Source organism: Xanthobacter sp. 91, from assembly GCF_000702385.1.
GTDB lineage: Bacteria > Pseudomonadota > Alphaproteobacteria > Rhizobiales > Xanthobacteraceae > Xanthobacter > Xanthobacter aminoxidans.
The window spans coordinates 2,036,767-2,053,346 of the sequence record NZ_JNIB01000001.1; the positions used below are offsets into that span (position 1 = coordinate 2,036,767).

Annotated in this window: 14 protein-coding genes; 6 read left to right on the plus strand and 8 right to left on the minus strand. The window is 68.9% G+C overall.

Annotation, left to right across the window (positions count from 1 at the left end; translation table 11 throughout):
* Positions 1–47: 47 nt before the first annotated feature.
* The gene (locus tag A37E_RS0109720; protein WP_029556402.1) at positions 48–779 is read left to right on the plus strand and encodes a methyltransferase domain-containing protein; all 732 of its coding nucleotides are present in this window, start codon (positions 48–50) and stop codon (positions 777–779) included.
* On the opposite strand, the gene metW is transcribed toward A37E_RS0109720, so the two are convergent.
* From metW to A37E_RS0109745, 5 genes are all read right to left on the minus strand, one after another.
* Positions 780–1,433 (minus strand): methionine biosynthesis protein MetW, encoded by a 654-nt coding sequence (gene metW / locus A37E_RS0109725; RefSeq protein ID WP_029556403.1) that lies wholly within the window; start codon positions 1,431–1,433, stop codon positions 780–782.
* 2 nt (positions 1,434–1,435) lie between these two features.
* Positions 1,436–2,641: a homoserine O-acetyltransferase gene (locus tag A37E_RS0109730; protein WP_029556404.1), complete on the minus strand. Its 1,206-nt coding sequence runs from the start codon at positions 2,639–2,641 to the stop codon at positions 1,436–1,438.
* Between the two features lie 81 nt (positions 2,642–2,722).
* A complete protein-coding gene (locus tag A37E_RS0109735) occupies positions 2,723–3,277 on the minus strand; it encodes a sigma-70 family RNA polymerase sigma factor (protein WP_029556405.1) in 555 nt (184 codons plus the stop codon).
* A 245-nt stretch (positions 3,278–3,522) separates the two neighbouring features.
* Entirely contained in the window at positions 3,523–3,813 is a 291-nt protein-coding gene (locus tag A37E_RS0109740; protein WP_038192852.1) for a KGG domain-containing protein, read from the minus strand.
* 197 nt (positions 3,814–4,010) lie between these two features.
* The gene (locus tag A37E_RS0109745; RefSeq protein WP_029556407.1) at positions 4,011–5,837 is read right to left on the minus strand and encodes a sensor histidine kinase; all 1,827 of its coding nucleotides are present in this window, start codon (positions 5,835–5,837) and stop codon (positions 4,011–4,013) included.
* Positions 5,838–6,292: 455 nt separating this feature from the next.
* On the opposite strand from A37E_RS0109745, the gene A37E_RS0109750 reads away from it, so the two are divergent.
* Positions 6,293–7,078 carry a response regulator gene (locus A37E_RS0109750; RefSeq protein WP_029556408.1) on the plus strand — a complete coding sequence of 262 codons (786 nt, stop codon included), beginning with the start codon at positions 6,293–6,295 and terminating at the stop codon, positions 7,076–7,078.
* Positions 7,079–7,277: 199 nt separating this feature from the next.
* Positions 7,278–7,595: a hypothetical protein gene (locus tag A37E_RS0109755; RefSeq protein WP_029556409.1), complete on the plus strand. Its 318-nt coding sequence runs from the start codon at positions 7,278–7,280 to the stop codon at positions 7,593–7,595.
* An 85-nt stretch (positions 7,596–7,680) separates the two neighbouring features.
* On the opposite strand, the gene A37E_RS25900 is transcribed toward A37E_RS0109755, so the two are convergent.
* Both A37E_RS25900 and A37E_RS0109765 read right to left on the minus strand, forming a co-directional pair.
* Positions 7,681–10,557 carry a response regulator gene (locus A37E_RS25900; protein WP_051678908.1) on the minus strand — a complete coding sequence of 959 codons (2,877 nt, stop codon included), beginning with the start codon at positions 10,555–10,557 and terminating at the stop codon, positions 7,681–7,683.
* Between the two features lie 206 nt (positions 10,558–10,763).
* Positions 10,764–11,255: a PRC-barrel domain-containing protein gene (locus A37E_RS0109765; RefSeq protein WP_051678909.1), complete on the minus strand. Its 492-nt coding sequence runs from the start codon at positions 11,253–11,255 to the stop codon at positions 10,764–10,766.
* Positions 11,256–11,626: 371 nt separating this feature from the next.
* Here A37E_RS0109765 and A37E_RS0109770 point away from each other — a divergent pair, with 371 nt between their 5' ends.
* Positions 11,627–12,844, plus strand: coding sequence for an acyl-CoA dehydrogenase family protein (locus A37E_RS0109770; protein ID WP_029556412.1), 1,218 nt, complete (start codon positions 11,627–11,629; stop codon positions 12,842–12,844).
* Positions 12,841–13,857 (plus strand): phosphotransferase family protein, encoded by a 1,017-nt coding sequence (locus A37E_RS0109775; protein ID WP_029556413.1) that lies wholly within the window; start codon positions 12,841–12,843, stop codon positions 13,855–13,857. Before A37E_RS0109770 ends, A37E_RS0109775 begins: the two co-directional genes overlap by 4 nt.
* A 4-nt stretch (positions 13,858–13,861) precedes the next feature.
* Here the strand turns inward: A37E_RS0109775 and A37E_RS0109780 are convergent, their stop codons facing one another.
* Positions 13,862–14,563: a TetR/AcrR family transcriptional regulator gene (locus tag A37E_RS0109780; protein ID WP_051678910.1), complete on the minus strand. Its 702-nt coding sequence runs from the start codon at positions 14,561–14,563 to the stop codon at positions 13,862–13,864.
* 160 nt (positions 14,564–14,723) lie between these two features.
* Here A37E_RS0109780 and A37E_RS0109785 point away from each other — a divergent pair, with 160 nt between their 5' ends.
* A complete protein-coding gene (locus tag A37E_RS0109785; protein WP_029556415.1) occupies positions 14,724–16,520 on the plus strand; it encodes a glucan ABC transporter ATP-binding protein/ permease in 1,797 nt (598 codons plus the stop codon).
* Positions 16,521–16,580 lie beyond the last annotated feature (60 nt).

Here is a 16,580-nt window from a genome sequence, read left to right on the forward strand (position 1 = left end):
GGCGAGCGGAAGTGTGGCCGGCCGGCCGCTGTCCACAGCGAGGGTGCATGTTTCTCGACGTCGTCGACCTGCGCAATTTCTACGCCCAGCCCGTGGGAATCATGACGCGTCGCCTGCTCGGCCGCGCCATCCGCGCCCGCTTCGACAATGTGACGGGCATGCGCGTGCTGGGGCTCGGCTATCCCACGCCCTATCTCGGCGTGTTCCGCGAGGAGGCGGAGCGCTGCCTCGCCGTGATGCCGGCGGCGCAGGGCGTGGTGCGTTGGCCCTCCGCCGCGCCGACGCTGGCCACCCTCGCCGACGAGACGCTGCTGCCGTTCCCCACCTCCAGCATGGACCGGGTGGTGATCGTCCACGCGCTGGAAATGACGCCCAACGCCGCCGAGATGCTGCGCGAGGTCTGGCGCGTGCTGGCGCCGGGCGGGCGGCTTCTGGCGGTGGTGCCCAACCGACGGGGCGTGTGGGCGCGGCTCGATACCACGCCCTTCGGCAACGGCCGTCCCTTCTCGCGCGGGCAGGTGGTGAGCCTCTTGCGCGAGGCGCTGTTCACCCCCGTGGGCTGGGACGAGGCCCTCTATGCGCCGCCCAGCCGCTGGTTTCTCAACACGGCGGTGGCGTGGGAACGGGTCGGCGCGCGCCTGTCGCTGCCTTTCTCCGGCGTGCTGGTGGTGGAAGCCACCAAGCAGCTCTACCGCCCCGTCGCCATCCGCCGCCCCAGCCGCATCGCCGAGCCGGCGTTGGAGCCCGTGCTGGTGCCGGGCGGCGTGCCGGCGGGGTGACTACCGCTCCCGCGTCAGCAGGAACACCGCCTGCTCGCCCAGCAGATTCCACACCCACCACGGCATGTTCACGCGCACCCGGTGGCCGGATGAGTCCAGCGCCACGGCCTTCTCGATGCGGGCGTCCAGCACCTCCACCAAAGCCACGAAGTCGCGGATGGTGCAGAAGTGGATGTTGGGGGTCTCGTACCAGGCGATGGGCATGTTGTCCGTCACCGGCATCCGGCCGTTGATCATGAGATCGAGCCGCGAGCGCCAGTGGCCGAAATTGGGGAAGGAGACCACTGCCCGGCGGCCGATGCGCAGCATCTGCTCCAGCACCCAGCGCGGCCGGCGGGTGGCCTGCAACGTCTGGGAGAGGATGACGTAATCGAAAGCGTCGTCCGGATAGTGGGCGAGGTCCACGTCCGCGTCGCCCTGGATGATGGCGAGGCCGCGCGCCACACCGGCGTTCACGCCCTCGCGGGACAGCTCGATGCCGCGCGCGTCGCAATTGCGTGTCGTGGCGAGCAGTTCCAGCAGCGCCCCGTCGCCGGAGCCGACATCGAGCACGCGGGAGCCGGGGGCGACCATTTCGGCCACCACCACGAGATCGACGCGCCCGCCCTGGTCGCGCACGGCACTTTCATCCAGCACCGGCTGGCGCACCGCGATGCTCACGCGCTCCTCCCGGTCGGCAGGCCCAAAGCGCGGGCCGCGCTGTCGAGGAAGCCGCGGGCGATGGCGAAAAGCTGCGGCTCTTCCAGAAGGAAGGCGTCGTGACCCTTGTCGCTCTCGATCTCGGTGAAGGAGACGCTGGCGCCCGAGGCGTTCAGCGCATGGACGATGGCGCGGGAATCCTCGGTGGGAAACAGCCAGTCCGAGGTGAAGGAGGCGACGCAGAAGCGCGTCTTCGAGCCGCGGAAAGCATTGGCCAGCACGCCGCCATAGTCGGCCGCGAGGTCGAAATAGTCCATGGCCCGCGTCACATAGAGATAGGAATTGGGATCGAACCGTTGCACGAACGATTCGCCCTGGTGGCGCAGATAGCTCTCCACTTGGAAATCGGCATCGAAGCCGAAGGTGGGCATCTCGCGGTTCTGCAGCCGGCGACCGAACTTGTTGTGCAGCGACTGGTCGGACATGTAGGTGATGTGCGCCGCCATGCGCGCCACCGCGAGTCCGCGATGGGGCGTCACCCCTTCCGCCAGATAGCGCCCGCCGCGCCAGTCGGGATCGGCCATCACCGCCTGCCGGCCCACCTCGTGGAAGGCGATGTTCTGCGCCGAGTGCCGCGCGCCGGTGGCGATGGGCATGGCCGAGAACACCCGCTCGGGATAGCTCGCCGCCCATTGCAGCACCTGCATGCCGCCCATGGAGCCGCCGGCGACGCACAGGAGCTTCTCGATGCCGAGATGGTCGAGCAGCATGGCCTGCGCGTTCACCATGTCGCGAATGGTGACGAGGGGCATGTCGAGGCCGTAGGGCCGGCCAGTCTCGGGATTGGTGGAGGCGGGGCCGGTGGTGCCCATGCAGCCGCCGAGCACGTTGGCGCAGATGACGAAGAAGCGCTCGGTGTCGATCGGCCGCCCCGGCCCCACCATCGTCTCCCACCAGCCCGGCTTGCCGGTGACGGGATTGAGGCTCGCGGCGTGCTGGTCGCCGGTCAAGGCGTGGCACACCAGCACCGCGTTGGTGCCGGCGGCATTGGGCTCGCCGTAGGTCTGGTAGCCGATCTGCAGGTGGTTCAGCTCGACGCCCGCATCGAGCCTGAGCGGGGCACCGGTGCCGAAGCGCACCACGGGGGAATGGGGCTCGTCCGCCTCGCGCCGCGCCTCGGCGGCTGTGTTCGAGGCGACGTCCTTCCGGACGAAAGATGTCATGGGCGAACCAAGCGACGGCCCGGCGCCCGTGTCAAGCACCGACGCTCCGGCACAGAGGCCGGCTGGCCCGCGCGCCCGGCCTCAGGATGCGGAGAGCGAGCTTCGCGCGGCGGACATGGCGACCGCGTCGCCTTCCACCACGTCGGCGGTGGCTTCGGCGCCCATCAGCACGAGGAGCTTGGCGCGGGCGCGGTTGACGCGGCTCTTGATGGTGCCGAGCGCGCAGCCGCAGACTTCCGCCGCCTCTTCATAGGAGAGGCCCGCCGCGCCCACCAGCACCAGCGCCTCGCGCTGGTCGTCGGGCAGAAGGGCGAGAGCTTCCTTCAGCGAGGTGAGGGTGGACGACCATTCCTGGCTCGGGCCGATATTGGTGTCCTGCTGGGCAAGCGCGGCCATGCCGTCATTCTCGCGCCGACGCTTGCGGATCTCGGTGTAATAGGTGTTGCGCAGGATGGTGAACAGCCACGCGCGGAGGTTGGTGCCGGGGTCGAACTTGTCCATGTTGGAGAGCGCCTTCAGCAGCGTCTCCTGGACCAGGTCGTCGGCTTCCGTGCGGTTGCGCGTCAGCGACCGCGCAAAGGCGCGCACCGCTGGAAGGAACTCCAGCACCTGCGTGCGCAGGGCGGCGGCGTCCATCTCTTGGCGGGTCCTTTCGCTCGGCGCGGGCAGATCCATCGGGCAGCCTATTCTTTCCGGCAATCGTGACTTTTGTGGCGGCGGTGTCCGCCCGGTTCCCGCCAAGGCGGGGCGGCGGCTGGACGTCCCTTGGCGGAGACGACTTCAAGCGTGACCTGAGCCTAACGCTGCTGCTGCGCTTCCGGTTCCGCCCGCCATGCGGCCGCGGAGGGCGGGCCCCGGCCGCCCCCTCGAGAGCGGCGCGATCAGGCGCCGCCGTTGCCCGTTCCCGTGCCGGTCGTCTGGCTGCTCTTCTGGCCGCCCTTCTGTCCCGCCTGCGAGGCGAGGGTACGGTCGCGCGAGAAGCTGCGCTGGTCGTCGGCGACGCTCTGTCCGCCCTTGCGGCCCGCCTCGGCGGCGAGCGTGCGATTCTGGAAGAAGCTGCGCTTCTCGGCCGGGACGCTCTCGCCGCCCTTGCGCGCGATGGCCCGCTGCTTTTCCGCGTCCATCGCCGCAAAGCCGCGCTGGGAGGTGCCCTTGGTTCGCGCCTTGTCCATTTGCCCTGTTCCTCCGACTGCGATCGGCCGCTCGTCGCGGCACCCGGCCGGTCGATCCGGCGCTGTGTACCGGAGCGAAAACGGCCCGCACTGAAGCCAATAGGCCGCCCTCCGGCCGGTGGGGTGGCCAGGACGGTCTAAGCAGTAACGAAGCAGGCAGGGCTGTGGTTCCGACGAAAACACGCTTTCGTCGGGTGTCACGCTCCGTTAGGGCGAGACCGGGCAGCGGTATCCGGAGAAGCGATTGCGGGACAAGGGAAATCCCCGACGATCACCAGCGCGTCTCCGGACCGGTTGCGGGTCAGGGTTCCCCCGAGTTGGGCCGCAAAGCCCCCGGCGAGGCCGGAGGGCTCCTCCGGCGCATCGGCGGTGCCGGAAAGGACGAGGCGCAGACGCTCATCGTCCACCGTGCCGCGGATGAGCATGCCGAGGGAGGTACTGCCGGGCCGGAGCGTCAGTCCGAGCACCAGTTCCACCACCATGAGGGCGAGGGGGACCGCCATGTCGGTGGGCAGCCGCGTCTCCTCCGCCTCGACGACCAGACGCAAATTCTTGTCGGAGGAGCCCTCGATCAGCGAGGCGAGTTCCCCCAGCAGCTCGCGCAGGCGCACCTGCGAGCCGTCGCTCGCCTCGTAGAGGATGCGGTGGACGAGGGCGAGGGTGTTCACGCGCGTGCGCAGCTGGTCGAACCGCTTGCGGTCCTCGCCCTTGCCCATCCCGCCGCCATAGAGCGACAGCAGGCTGACCACCACCTGGAGGCTGTTCTTGATGCGGTGATGGATCTCGCGCACCAGCGCGGTCTTCTCGGCGAGGTTTTCCCGCAGGCGTGCGTCGCGCTGGCGCACCGCATAGGCCATGTTCTCCACCGAGTGGCCGAGCATGCGGAATTCGCTCGGCGCGGCATCGAGCCGGGTCGGGCGGAAGCCGTAATGGCCCTGGGCATAGACCGCCGTCACCCGCCGCAGATAGAGCAGCCAGCGCAGCACGATGCGGTCCACCGCCACCCACAGGGCGATGAGCGAGGCGACCATCACCAGCGCCGGCAAGGCGAAGCTCGCGGCCACCGTCACCAGCGTCCAGCCGAACAGCCGGTCGGAGGGGGAGGCATAGGCCACCACCAGCCCCTCGCGGCCGAGGGGCGTGGTGGCATAGGTCCATCGCCGGCCGGAGGCGTCGGTGCTCTCCCTGAGCGCATTGTCGGGTGCAGCGAAGGGTGCGGCCTGGAACAGCGCGCCGCTGAGACTGCGGGAATTGGAGACCAGCTCCTCGCCCGAAGCCGAGAACACCGCCACCACGCCTTCGGACGGTGGCACCTGTTGGCGCAGCAGATTGTCGAGCCAGCCGATCTCGATGCCCAAGGCCATGCCGCCTTCGAGCCGGCCGGCGGCATCGCGCAGCGGCAGAAGGCCCACCAGCACGTCCCGGTCGGTGGCGGTGCTGCGCACCCGGCCCGAGAGGCTGAAGCCCGGCTGCCGGATTGCCGAAAGCCACCAGCCGTCATCGGTCATGTCGGTGTCGGACGTGGGCAAAGCGGAGCAGGTGAGCTGTCCGGCGGCATTGACCACGCCGATATTGGCGGCGAAGGGCAGGGAGACGGTCGCCCCCCGCAGGGTCGCGCGGCAGGTCGGGCCCGCGGTGCGCACCTCCTCCACGTTCTGGAGCGCGTAGAGCACGTTTTCCGCCGAGGCGATCACATTCTGCTGGGAGGCGGCGGCGGCCAGCGCATGGCGCAGCAGGTTCTGCCGGGCATCCTCCTCGGCGGCGGACAGCTGCATCACGCCTTGCACGATGTTGAGGGTGGCGATGGGGGCCAGCGCCAGCAGCACCATGAGGATCAGGCGGCGGCGGACGCTATCGAACAGGGTGCGCGGCTGGGTGGTGGACGGCGGAAAGAGGGAGGCGCGTTCCCGCTGGCCCGGCGTGGGTCCGCCACGGGACAAGTCGTCACGCGGGCTTTCGCGCGAACGCTCTTCACGGGAACCTTCTTCGCGGGACTTGGCGGCCTGCGCCCGTTCCAGATCCATCGTCGCTCCGCCAAACAACTCCACACAGGCGCCTGTCGCCGGTCCGCCACTGGCAGACCGCCCCGCGAGACCTCACCCATACCGCGCCGAGGCGCGCCATGCTCTGGCGATGATGCCCGTCCCATCCACCTGGAAGAACGCTCCTGGTGAGGAACGTTCCCTAGGGTCACGCAATGAATACGCGTGGCCTCGTCTCTTGGCCCCGTGTCGGTGCGGCCGCCTGCCTTTCCGTTCCGGTCCGCGCGCAGGATGCCCGCAGACAAGTTTCGACCGTGCCGCTCCCGCTGGGCTCGGGTGCCACTATAATGCGTTTTGCGCCGGCCCGGTTCCACCCGCGTGGAACTTGTCGTGCACGCAAGCGTTACCGGGCTTTGGCTTCAACTTGGCCAATCACAAACGTGGCTCAGCGCGGCCATCACTCCTTTGGCACGTTCAGCTTGGCAGGGAACTTTCGCATGGCTTCCAATCCGCTTATCAAGCAGCTCCCGTTCCTGCGCCGCTACACGCGCGCCCTGATGGGATCGCAGGCGGCCGGCGATCTTTTGGTGCAGAACACGCTGCAGGCGATACTCGACGGCAAGGTCGCGATCGATCCCGCGGTCTCGCCGCGGGTCGCGCTCTACAAGGCGTTCCACGAGACCTGGAACCGCCAGTCTTCCGGCGGGCAGGTGCCCTCGCGCGCCGATGCCCGGCTCCAGGCCATGGACCCATCCTCGCGCGTGGCGCTGCTGCTCACCGCCATGGAGGGCTTCTCCTTCGCCGAGGCCTCGACCATTCTCGGCACCACCCTCTCCGATGTGGAGGCGCAGGTGGTGTCGGCGCAGCGCGAGATCGACCGCCAGCTCGCCACCCGCGTCCTCATCATCGAGGACGAATGGGTGATCGCCCTCGACCTCAAGACCCTCGTCACCGAACTGGGACATGAGGTGATCGGCGTCGCCCCCACCCATTCCAAGGCGGTGGAGCTGGCGCAGGGCGGCAATTTCGGCCTGGTGCTGGCCGACATCCAGCTTGCCGACGGCTCCTCCGGCATCGAGGCGGTGACTGAGATTCTCGAGAGTTTCAACGTGCCGGTGATCTTCATCACCGCCTTCCCCGACCGCCTCCTCACCGGCGAGCGGCCGGAGCCCACCTATCTCATCACCAAGCCGTTCCTCACCGAGACGGTGAAGGCGACGGTGGCGCAGGCCCTGTTCTTCCACGAGGCCCGCGCCGAGCCCGAAGCCGCGCGCAGCGCCTGAACGAGGAGGTTAGCGCGCAGCGCCTGAAGAACGGTTCGCGCGCGCCTCACGGACAGCCTCCCCGCGGAAATCGCGAGGACTACGAACTTTCCCGGGCACGCAATTGCCGTGTCGGTCGTTACACTCCCGAGCGGATATGGAGCGAGCCCCGAACGGCGGATGCTCCCACCGCGCATGACAAACCCTGCCGGAGACAACCATGGTCGACAAGCCGCAGATCGTGACCGCCCAAGCCGCCTCCGCCTCCGCCGCCGAGGCCAACCTCAACGACGTCAAGTCGGACCTCGACCAGCTCAGGGCCGATTTCACCAAACTGCTGGAAACCCTCGGCAAGACCGCCAAGCACTCGGTGAAGGGCGCCAAGGGCGAGGCCGAGAGCGCCGCCGGCGAGGTGGGCGACTGGGCCGAGGAACAGGTCCTCACCCTGCGCGAGAGCATCCGCGAGCAGCCCATCACCGCCTGCGCCATCGCGGCGGGTGTCGGCGTCATTCTCGGCCAGATCCTGCTGCGCCGCTGATCCGCGCCGCCTTGGCCGGTTCTGGGACCGGCCGTCGCACCATTCCTGAAGCCGCCGGGCGGGCCATCCCTCCGGCGGCTTTCGCTTATCCCTCCCCCTTCGGCCGGAAGCCGAGCCGCTCCAGCGCCGCCACCAGCGTGGCGCCGTCATAGGGCTTGGAGATGACCCCCACGTCGCTGCGCCCGACGAACAGGTCGGAGATGTCCTGCGCGGCATAGCCGGTGGCGACGATGATGGGCAGGTCGGGCGCGATCTCGCCGAGCCGTCGCACCACCTCGTCGCCGCGCATGTCGGGAAGGCCGATGTCCACGATGGCGAGCGCCAGCGCGTCACGGCCGATGTCCGCTTTGACGGCGCGGGCGTGCGCGAGCGCCGCCTCGCCGTGGGAGGCGATGGTGACCTTGAAGCCCTGATCTTCCAGGACCTGGCTCGCCACCATGGCGACGAAGGGCTCGTCCTCCACCAGGAGGACGGAGCCCCTGAGGGCGGGTTCGTCCAGCATTCCGTTCACTTTGGCGACCAGTTCCGACTGGCTGTAGGGCTTGGTCAGGAGCTTCATGCCCGGATCGAGCCGCCCCTGATGCACCACAGCGTTGCGGGCATAAGCGGTGGTGAACAGCACCGGGGTTCGCGGCATCCGCCGCTTCACCTCGTCGGCGAGGCCCCGCCCGTCCATCCCGTCGCCGAGGCGCACGTCGGTGAAGAGCAGGTCGGGGCGGGTGCCCCGTGACAGGGCGTCGAGGGCGGCGGAAGCGTCGGCGGCCTCGATCACCGTGTGGCCGGCGTCCCGCAGCGTCGCGGCGCCCATGGTGCGGAGCTGGTCGTCGTCCTCCACCATGAGCACCACGGCCGGCGCGGCGCGGGCCTCGCCTTCGGTCCGCACCGGGGCGGGCTCGGGCACTGCGGGCGTCTCTTCCAGCCGCGGCAGATAGAGCTTCACCGTGGTGCCGTCGCCGCGCTCGGAATAGATCATCACGTGCCCGCCGGACTGCTTCACGAAGCCGTAGACCTGGCTGAGGCCGAGCCCGGTGCCGTCCTTCGGCCCCTTGGTGGTGAAGAAGGGCTCGAAGGCGCGGGCCCGCACGTCCTCCGCCATGCCCATGCCGGTGTCGCTGACGAAGATCGCCACATACTGGCCGGGCGTCAGGTCCTCGTGCTCGGCGCAATAGGCCTCGTCCAGATAGGCGTTGGCGGTCTCGATGGTGAGCTTGCCGCCGTCCATCATGGCGTCGCGCGCGTTCACCGCGAGGTTGAGGATGGCATTCTCCAACTGGTTGTGGTCGATCTCCGTGCGCCACAGTCCGCCGGCGAGCACGGTCTCCAGCATCACCCGTTCGCCGAGCGCGCTGCGCAGCATGTGGGACATGCCCGTGACGAGGCGGTTGGCGTCGGTGGGGCGGGGATCGAGGGGCTGGCGGCGGGAGAAGGCGAGCAGGCGCTGGGTGAGAATGGCCGCCCGCAACGCGCCCTGCCGGCCGTAGTCGAGGAAGCGGCGGATCTCCTCGGTCTTGATTTCCTGCGTGCGGGTATCCTTGGGGTCCGCCGGCACCCGGCGCTCGGCGGCCTCGATGTTGCCGATGATGATGGTGAGCAGATTGTTGAAATCGTGCGCGATGCCGCCGGTGAGCTGGCCCACCGCCTCCATCTTCTGCGCCTGCCGGAGCTGGGATTCGGCGCGCAGGCGCTCTTCCATCTCCTGCTTGAGCAGGGTGTTGGCCGCGGCGAGCTGGGTGGTGCGGGCGGCGGCGAGGCGTTCGAGGTCCTCATTGGTGCGCGACAGCGCCTCGCGGGCGGCGACGATCTCGGAAATGTCGGTGCAGCTGCCGTACCAGCGGTCGACCCGGCCGTCCTCGTCGCGCACCGGCACGGCGCGGCAGAGGAACCAGCGATAGCTGCCGTCCTTGGCGCGGAACCGGCATTCGCGCGAGAAGGGCTTGCCGCTGGCAAGGCTCCCCTTCCACGCCTCCATCACGCAGCTCTTCTCCTCCGGATGGAGGAAGGCGTGCCACTCCACCACCTCGCCGGGCGGTGCCTCGACGCCGGTATATTCGGCCCAGCGGTGGTTGTAATAGTCGCCGCTCCCGGCGGGGGACGAGGTCCACACCATCTTCGGCAGCGCCTCGGCGAGCAGGCGATAGCGCTGCTCGCTGGCGGCGATGGCCTTCTCCGCCCGTTTGCGCTCGGTGATCTCCACCACGATCATGCCGACGAGGCTGATGGCCTGCCCTGAGGTGCGCACCGGAAAATAGCTGACGAGGAAGTGGCGCCAGACGCCCGGCGCGGCCGGCGTCGCGCCTTCCAGCTCCACGTCGGCGATGACCTCGCCGGTGGCGAGCACGCGTTCGAGGGATGGCGTCACCGCACCGGCGAGCTGGGGCAGCATGTCGGCAAGGGAGCGGCCGGCGTGCTCGCGGGCCGGGATGCCGTCGATGCGGGCCAGCATCTCGTTGACGCGGATGAAGCGTTGCTGGGCATCGAAGAAGGCGAAGCCCACGGGCGCGTGATGCAGCAGGGCTTCCAGCGTCGCCACCACGGCGGTCTGCTCGGTCGCCGCCGACAGCAGTGCGGCATGGGCCGATTCGAGGCGGCGCAGGGTGGTGCGCACGAGGGCCGCGATGCCCCACACGGCAATGGCATTGATGACGAAGGAGAGGAGCGAGGCCAGCGGCGGACTGGCGATGCCGCTGCTTCCGCTTTCCGGCACCAGCGCGGCGTTGACGCCGGCGAGCAGGGCGATGGCGGCAAGGCCGATCTCCGCGCCGCACACCAGCGACACAACGATGATCGCAGGCAGCTGGAACAGGTAGGGCGGAAAATCCAGCACCCAGAGGATGAGGCCGAGCCTGAGCGCCAGCGCCGCCATGATGACGGTGCAGGCAAAGGCGAGGCGCCACCACAGGGGTCGCTGCTCCGCGATGATTCTCAGGAAGAGGCCGGCGGGGCCTCGACTGGACAGGTCCATCCCTGCTCCCTGTGGCGATCGGGCCGCCACATTGCCCCCGCATGTGCCGCGGGATCAACCGCCGCTGGCCCTGTTCATTTCTGCCCGACAGGGCCGAGCGGACGCGGCGAAGCCGGCCCTGGCCAGAAACCAGGGCCGGCAAGCCTGTCTTCCCAAGGGCTTCCGGGGTGCGGACCCAAGATCCGCGCCCCGGCTTCCCGCGTGGATCAGCGGGTGGCCGGCGGGGTGGCCGGACGGTTGGTGTTCACGCTGCCGGTGCTGGCGGGGGCCTTGTCCGCCTCGGTGAAGGTCGGCGCGTTCTTCAGCTCGTCCTTGGTCTTGCGCAGCACCAGACGGTCCTTGCCGTCGACGCGGTTCACCTCGACCGACTGGAACGGCACCGCCACGTCCTTCTCGCCGATGCCGAGGAAGCCGCCGACGCCGATCACCACGGCCGCGACATTGCCCGAGCGGTCGATGAGCAGATCGTTGATGTCACCGAGATTCTCGTCGGCCGGGCCGCGCACGGCGGAGCCGATGAGGTTGGATGCCATGTGCTGGTCGGCCATCTGGCGGGTCACGAAGGTGGGCGCCATGCCGGTGGCCGCGGTCGCGCTGGTGGTGGCGCCCATGGTGCCGGTGGGCGCCGCCGTCTGCGCCATGGCGGTGGTGGAAAGAAGAACAGCCGCGGTCGCAGCGTAGATCGGCATCATCTTCATGGTATCCTCCTCGTGAGAACGTGTTCTGGCCCCATGGCCCTGTTCAAGGTGCACCGAAGCACTTGCCTTGCACGCATCCGCGCAAGGCCTTGCTCATCGTGTGCATGAAATGAAGCGCCGGCTCGACTGCCTGCGCGCAAAGACAAGTTGAAGTCTTCCGGTAGAAGTCTTGTCTCTGCTGGCCTATCAACTCGAACCGCGCCACCCGGTTCCCTTGCGTTCGACGCGTCCGGCGAGGTTCTCTGCGGCCACGTTCGATGGTCTGCGATACAGTTGTGCCGGAGTCGCCGATGGGCCGTTGCCATCGGCGTGTCGATAAGATAAAAAGCGAGCGCTCGTTCGTTTTTGGTTTTTCCTGGAAGGGCGCAACCATGGATTTCTCGATCTCCCCAGCCCTCGAAGATCTCCGCCGCCGCATCGCTGCGTTCGTCTCGGACGAGATCATCCCGCTGGAAAGCGACCCGGCCACCTATGACGCCCACGAGAACATCGCCGCCGCGCCGCTGGAGCGCCTGCGCGCCAAGGCGAAGGCGGAGGGGCTGTGGTGCCTACAGCTGAAGTCGGAGAATGGCGGCCTCGGCGTCGGCCGCATGGGCATGGCGGTCTGCTACACCGAGATGAACCGCTCCATCTTCGGACCCGTGGTGTTCAACTCCGCGGCCCCCGACGACGGCAACATGATGGTGCTGGAACAGGTCGGCACCGCCGACCAGAAGGCCCGCTGGCTCGCCCCCATCGCCCGTGGCGAAGTGCGCTCCGCCTTCGTCATGACGGAGCCCCATCCCGGCGGCGGCTCCGACCCCTCCATGATGCTCACCCGCGCCGAGAAGCAGCCGGACGGCTCCTATCGCATCTATGGCCGCAAGTGGTTCATCACCGGCGCGGAGGAGGCGGCGCACTTCATCATCATCGCCCGCACCTCGGACGATGCGCGCAAGGGCCTGACCGCCTTCGCCTTCCACCGCGACGCGCCGGGCTGGCGCATCGTCCGTCGCATCCCCATCATGGGGCCGGAGGAACATGGCGGCCATTGCGAGCTGGAGTTCGACGGCCTCACCATCCCGCCCGAGGATGTGCTCATGAAGGAAGGCGACGGCCTGAAGGTGACGCAGATCCGCCTCGGCCCGGCGCGGCTCACCCACTGCATGCGCTGGCTCGGCCTCGCCATGCGCTCGGTGTCCATCGCCCGCGACTATGCGGCGGTGCGCGAGGGCTTCGGCATTCGTCTGGCGGATCGTGAGAGCGTGCAGATCATGCTGGGGCGCATCGCCATGGAGATCGAGATCGGCCGCCTCCTCGTCATGAAGGCCGCCTTCGAGCTGGACCGCGGCGGATTCGCGCGCAAGGAAATCTCCATGGCCAAGATCAAGGCCGCCAACACCCTGCACCTTGCCGCCGACACCGCCATCCAGATCAACGGCGCGCGCGGCTATTCCAAGGATACGGTGCTGGAGTGGATCTACCGTTACGCCCGTCAGGCCCGCATCGTGGACGGGGCCGACGCGGTGCACGAGATGGTGCTCAACCGCTTGCTGGACAAGGAAGGCGACGACTTCTGGAACTGGCCGGTGGCCGGAGGGGCGGCATGAGCGCGCCGGCCTCCTCCCTCGGGTTCGATGCCGCCGCGCTGGACGGCTGGCTGAAGGCCCGCGTGCCGGGCCTCTCCGGCGCGCCGCGCTTCGAGGCCATCTCGGGCGGGCAGTCCAACCCCACCTACTTCGTCACCTATGACAATCGCGCCCTCGTGCTGCGTAAGCAGCCGCCGGGGGAGCTGCTGCCCTCCGCCCATGCGGTGGATCGCGAATATCGCATCATGCATGCGCTGGCCGGGACCGGCGTGCCGGTGCCGCCGGTGCTGGCCCTGTGCGAGGACAAGTCCGTCATCGGCACCCTTTTCTATGTGATGGAGAAGGTGGACGGCCGCGTCTTCCACGACTGCACCTTGCCGGGCGTGTCCCCGCAGGAGCGCCGGGCCATGTACGAGGCCATGGCCACCACGCTGGCGGCCATGCACAACGTGGACCCCGCAGCGGTGGGGCTCGCCGACTTCGGCCGTCCCGGCAATTATTTCAGCCGCCAGATCGCCCGCTGGACCCGCCAGTGGGAGCTTTCGAAGACCCGCGAGGATGCCAATATCGAGCGCCTCGTCGCGTGGCTACCGGAGCATGTGCCGGCGGACGAGACGAGCCGCATCGCCCATGGTGACTACCGCATCGGAAATCTCATGTTCCACCCCACCCGCCCGGAGGTGGTGGCGGTGCTGGACTGGGAATTGTCCACGCTGGGGCATCCCTTGGCGGACCTCGCCCATTGCGCCATGGCCTGGGTGTCGCGGCCGGAGGAATACGGCGGCATCGACGGGCTCGACCTCGATGCCCTCGGCATTCCCGCGCGCGCCGAGTTCGTGGCGGCCTATCAGGCGGCGGCGACCCATGGCGCGCAGCTCACCGACTTCCACATGGCCTTCGCCCTGTTTCGCTGGTCGGTGATCTTCGAGGGCATCGCCGCGCGCGCCAAGGCCGGCAATGCCGCCTCCGAGGGGGCCGGCGACACCGCAGGCCTTGCCGAAGCCTTCGCCGCGCGGGCTGCGGCCTTCACCTGAGCGATCAGGCCAGCGCCTTCCGCACGAAGGCGTTGACCTCGGCCGCATAGGCCGGCGCCTCGATGCCGCGCTCGCGGTATTTGCTGCGCTTCACATACCAGTCCTGCAGCAGCGGCTTGATGAGCGTCGCCGCGAACAGCGGGTCACCGGCGGCGAAGGTGCCGCGGCGCATGCCCTCGGCGATGGCCCCGGCGAGGATGCGCTCGGTGGTCCGCTCGCTCTCCACCGCGCGCTTGCGGGCCTCGGGCGGAAAGGCCTTCGCCTCCATGTAGGCGAAGACAAACCAGGGGTGCATGGCCTCGGTGAGAAGGATGTGGCGCTCGATCAGCCAGGCGAGATGCCGCGTCGGGTCCGCGCGCACCGCCTCCGGCGCGTCCGCAAGCGCGCCTTCCGCCGCCTCCGCCACCTCCTCCAGGATCATCAGGAGCAGCGTGTCCTTGCTGTCGAGGTAGGAATAGAGCCCGCCCATGCTGAGGCCGGATTCCTCCGCCAGCTGGCGCAGGGTCATGGCGTGGAAGCCGTGGCGGTTGGCGAGCGTCAGCGCCGCGCCGAGGATGCGCGCGAGGTTCGCCGCCGCCAGATGGGGCTTGCGCACCTTGATGGTCTCGCGATGCCGGGCAAGGATGCGCGCGGCGCTGGCCTCGAGGGAATGATCCGGCGCGTGAGATGTCGCGATCTGCGCGTGCGCCGCCTGTTCCTCGCCCAATCGAGACCCCCGCCAAAGCTGTGTGCAGACTGCGGGCGGGCCGGCGAATGTCAAGCGAGGCCCCACACGGCGACGCTCGGCACCGGCGGAATTGTCCCATCCCCTTGCATCATGGCTCTGCCTTCGCTTTGCTGCCGGAAAGGGACCGGAGCCCGTCCGCATGAGCCTTCTGCGCGTTTATGCCCGCACCATCAGCCTCCTCGGACCGGAGGCCCGGCTGGGGGCGCTGCTGGCCGGCTCGAACCTCGCCCTGGCGGTGTCGCAGTTCGCCGAGCCCATCCTGTTCGGCCGCATCATCGATGCGCTGGCGACGGCGCAGGCCGCCCAGCGCCTGCCGCACACGGACGATCTGGTGCCGCTGCTCGCCGCCTGGGTGTGCTTCGGCCTGTTCAACATCGGCGCAGGCGTCCTGATCTCGCTCCACGCCGACCGGCTCTCCCACCGCCGCCGGCTGGGGGTGCTGACGCAGTATTTCGAGCACGTGCTGCAACTGCCGCTGAGCTTCCACGGCGAAACCCATTCCGGCCGCCTGCTGAAGGTGATGCTGGAGGGCGTCGATGCTCTGTGGGGCCTCTGGCTCTCCTTCTTCCGGGAGGATTGCGCGGCGATCCTCTCCCTCGTCATCCTCGTGCCGGTGGGCATCTACCTCAACTGGCGGCTGGGGCTGGTGCTGATCGTGCTGATGGCGGTGTTCGGCGTCGTCACCGCTTATGTCATCGGCCGCACCGAGGCCATGCAGCGGCAGGTGGAGGAATACAATTCCGACCTCGCCGAGCAGACCTCGGATGCGCTGGGCAACGTGGCGGTCATCCAGAGCTACACCCGCACCGAGGCCGAGGTCTCGGGCCTGCGCGACACCGTGAACCGGGTGCTGGCGGTGCAGATCCCGGTGCTGTCGTGGTGGGCGATGGTGTCCATGGCCACCCGCGCCGCGACCACGCTCACCATTCTCGCCATCCTGCTCATCGGCACCTGGCTGTACATGCAGGGCCTCGCCAATATCGGCGACATCGTCACCTATGTGGCCTTCGCCAACATGCTGATCGGCCGGCTGGACCATACGGTGTCCTTCTTCAACCGGCTGATGATGTCGGCGCCGCAGCTCGCCCAGTTCTTCGAGGTGCTGGACACGGTGGGCGCGGTGCGCGACCGGCCGGGGGCGAAGCCCCTGCCGCCGGTGAAGGGCGACGTGACCTTCGACGACGTGTCCTTCTCCTATGACGGCAAGCGCACCGCGGTGGCGGACGTGTCGTTCCACGCCGAGCCGGGCCAGACCTTCGCCTTCGTGGGCACCACCGGTGCCGGCAAGTCCACCGCGCTCGCCTTGTTGCACCGGGTGTTCGACCCGCAGTCCGGTGCCATCCGCATCGATGGCGAGGACATCCGGGACGTGACGCTGTCCTCGCTGCGCCACGCCATCGGCGTGGTGTTCCAAGAGCCGCTGCTGTTCAACCGCTCCATCGCCGACAACCTCAAGGTGGGCAAGCCCGACGCCACCGAGGACGAGATGCGGGAGGCGCTGGCCCGCGCCCAGGCGCTGGAGCTGGTGGAGCGCAACCCGCTCGGCCTTCAGGCCGTGGTGGGCGAGCGCGGCCGCGCGCTTTCCGGCGGCGAGCGCCAGCGCCTCTCCATCGCCCGCGCGCTGCTCAAAAACCCGCCCATCCTGATCCTCGATGAGGCGACCAGCGCATTGGACGCCGCAACGGAAGTGAAGGTGCAGGCGGCGCTGGACGAGGTGATGAAAGGACGCACCACCTTCGTCATCGCCCACCGCCTCGCCACCGTCCGCAATGCCGATCGCATCCTGGTGTTCGAGCACGGGCGGGTGGTGGAGGCGGGCTCCTTCGACGAACTGGTGCGCCTCGGCGGCCGCTTCGCGGGGCTTGCCCGCGCGCAGTTCATGGCTGGCGCGCAAGAGACGTCGCGGCCGGCGCCCGCGGTGATCGCCGAGACATGAGCGGGGACGGCGGCTCGGGGTTGCGTACCGTCAAGGACAAGCTGAAGTCTTCATCGTAAA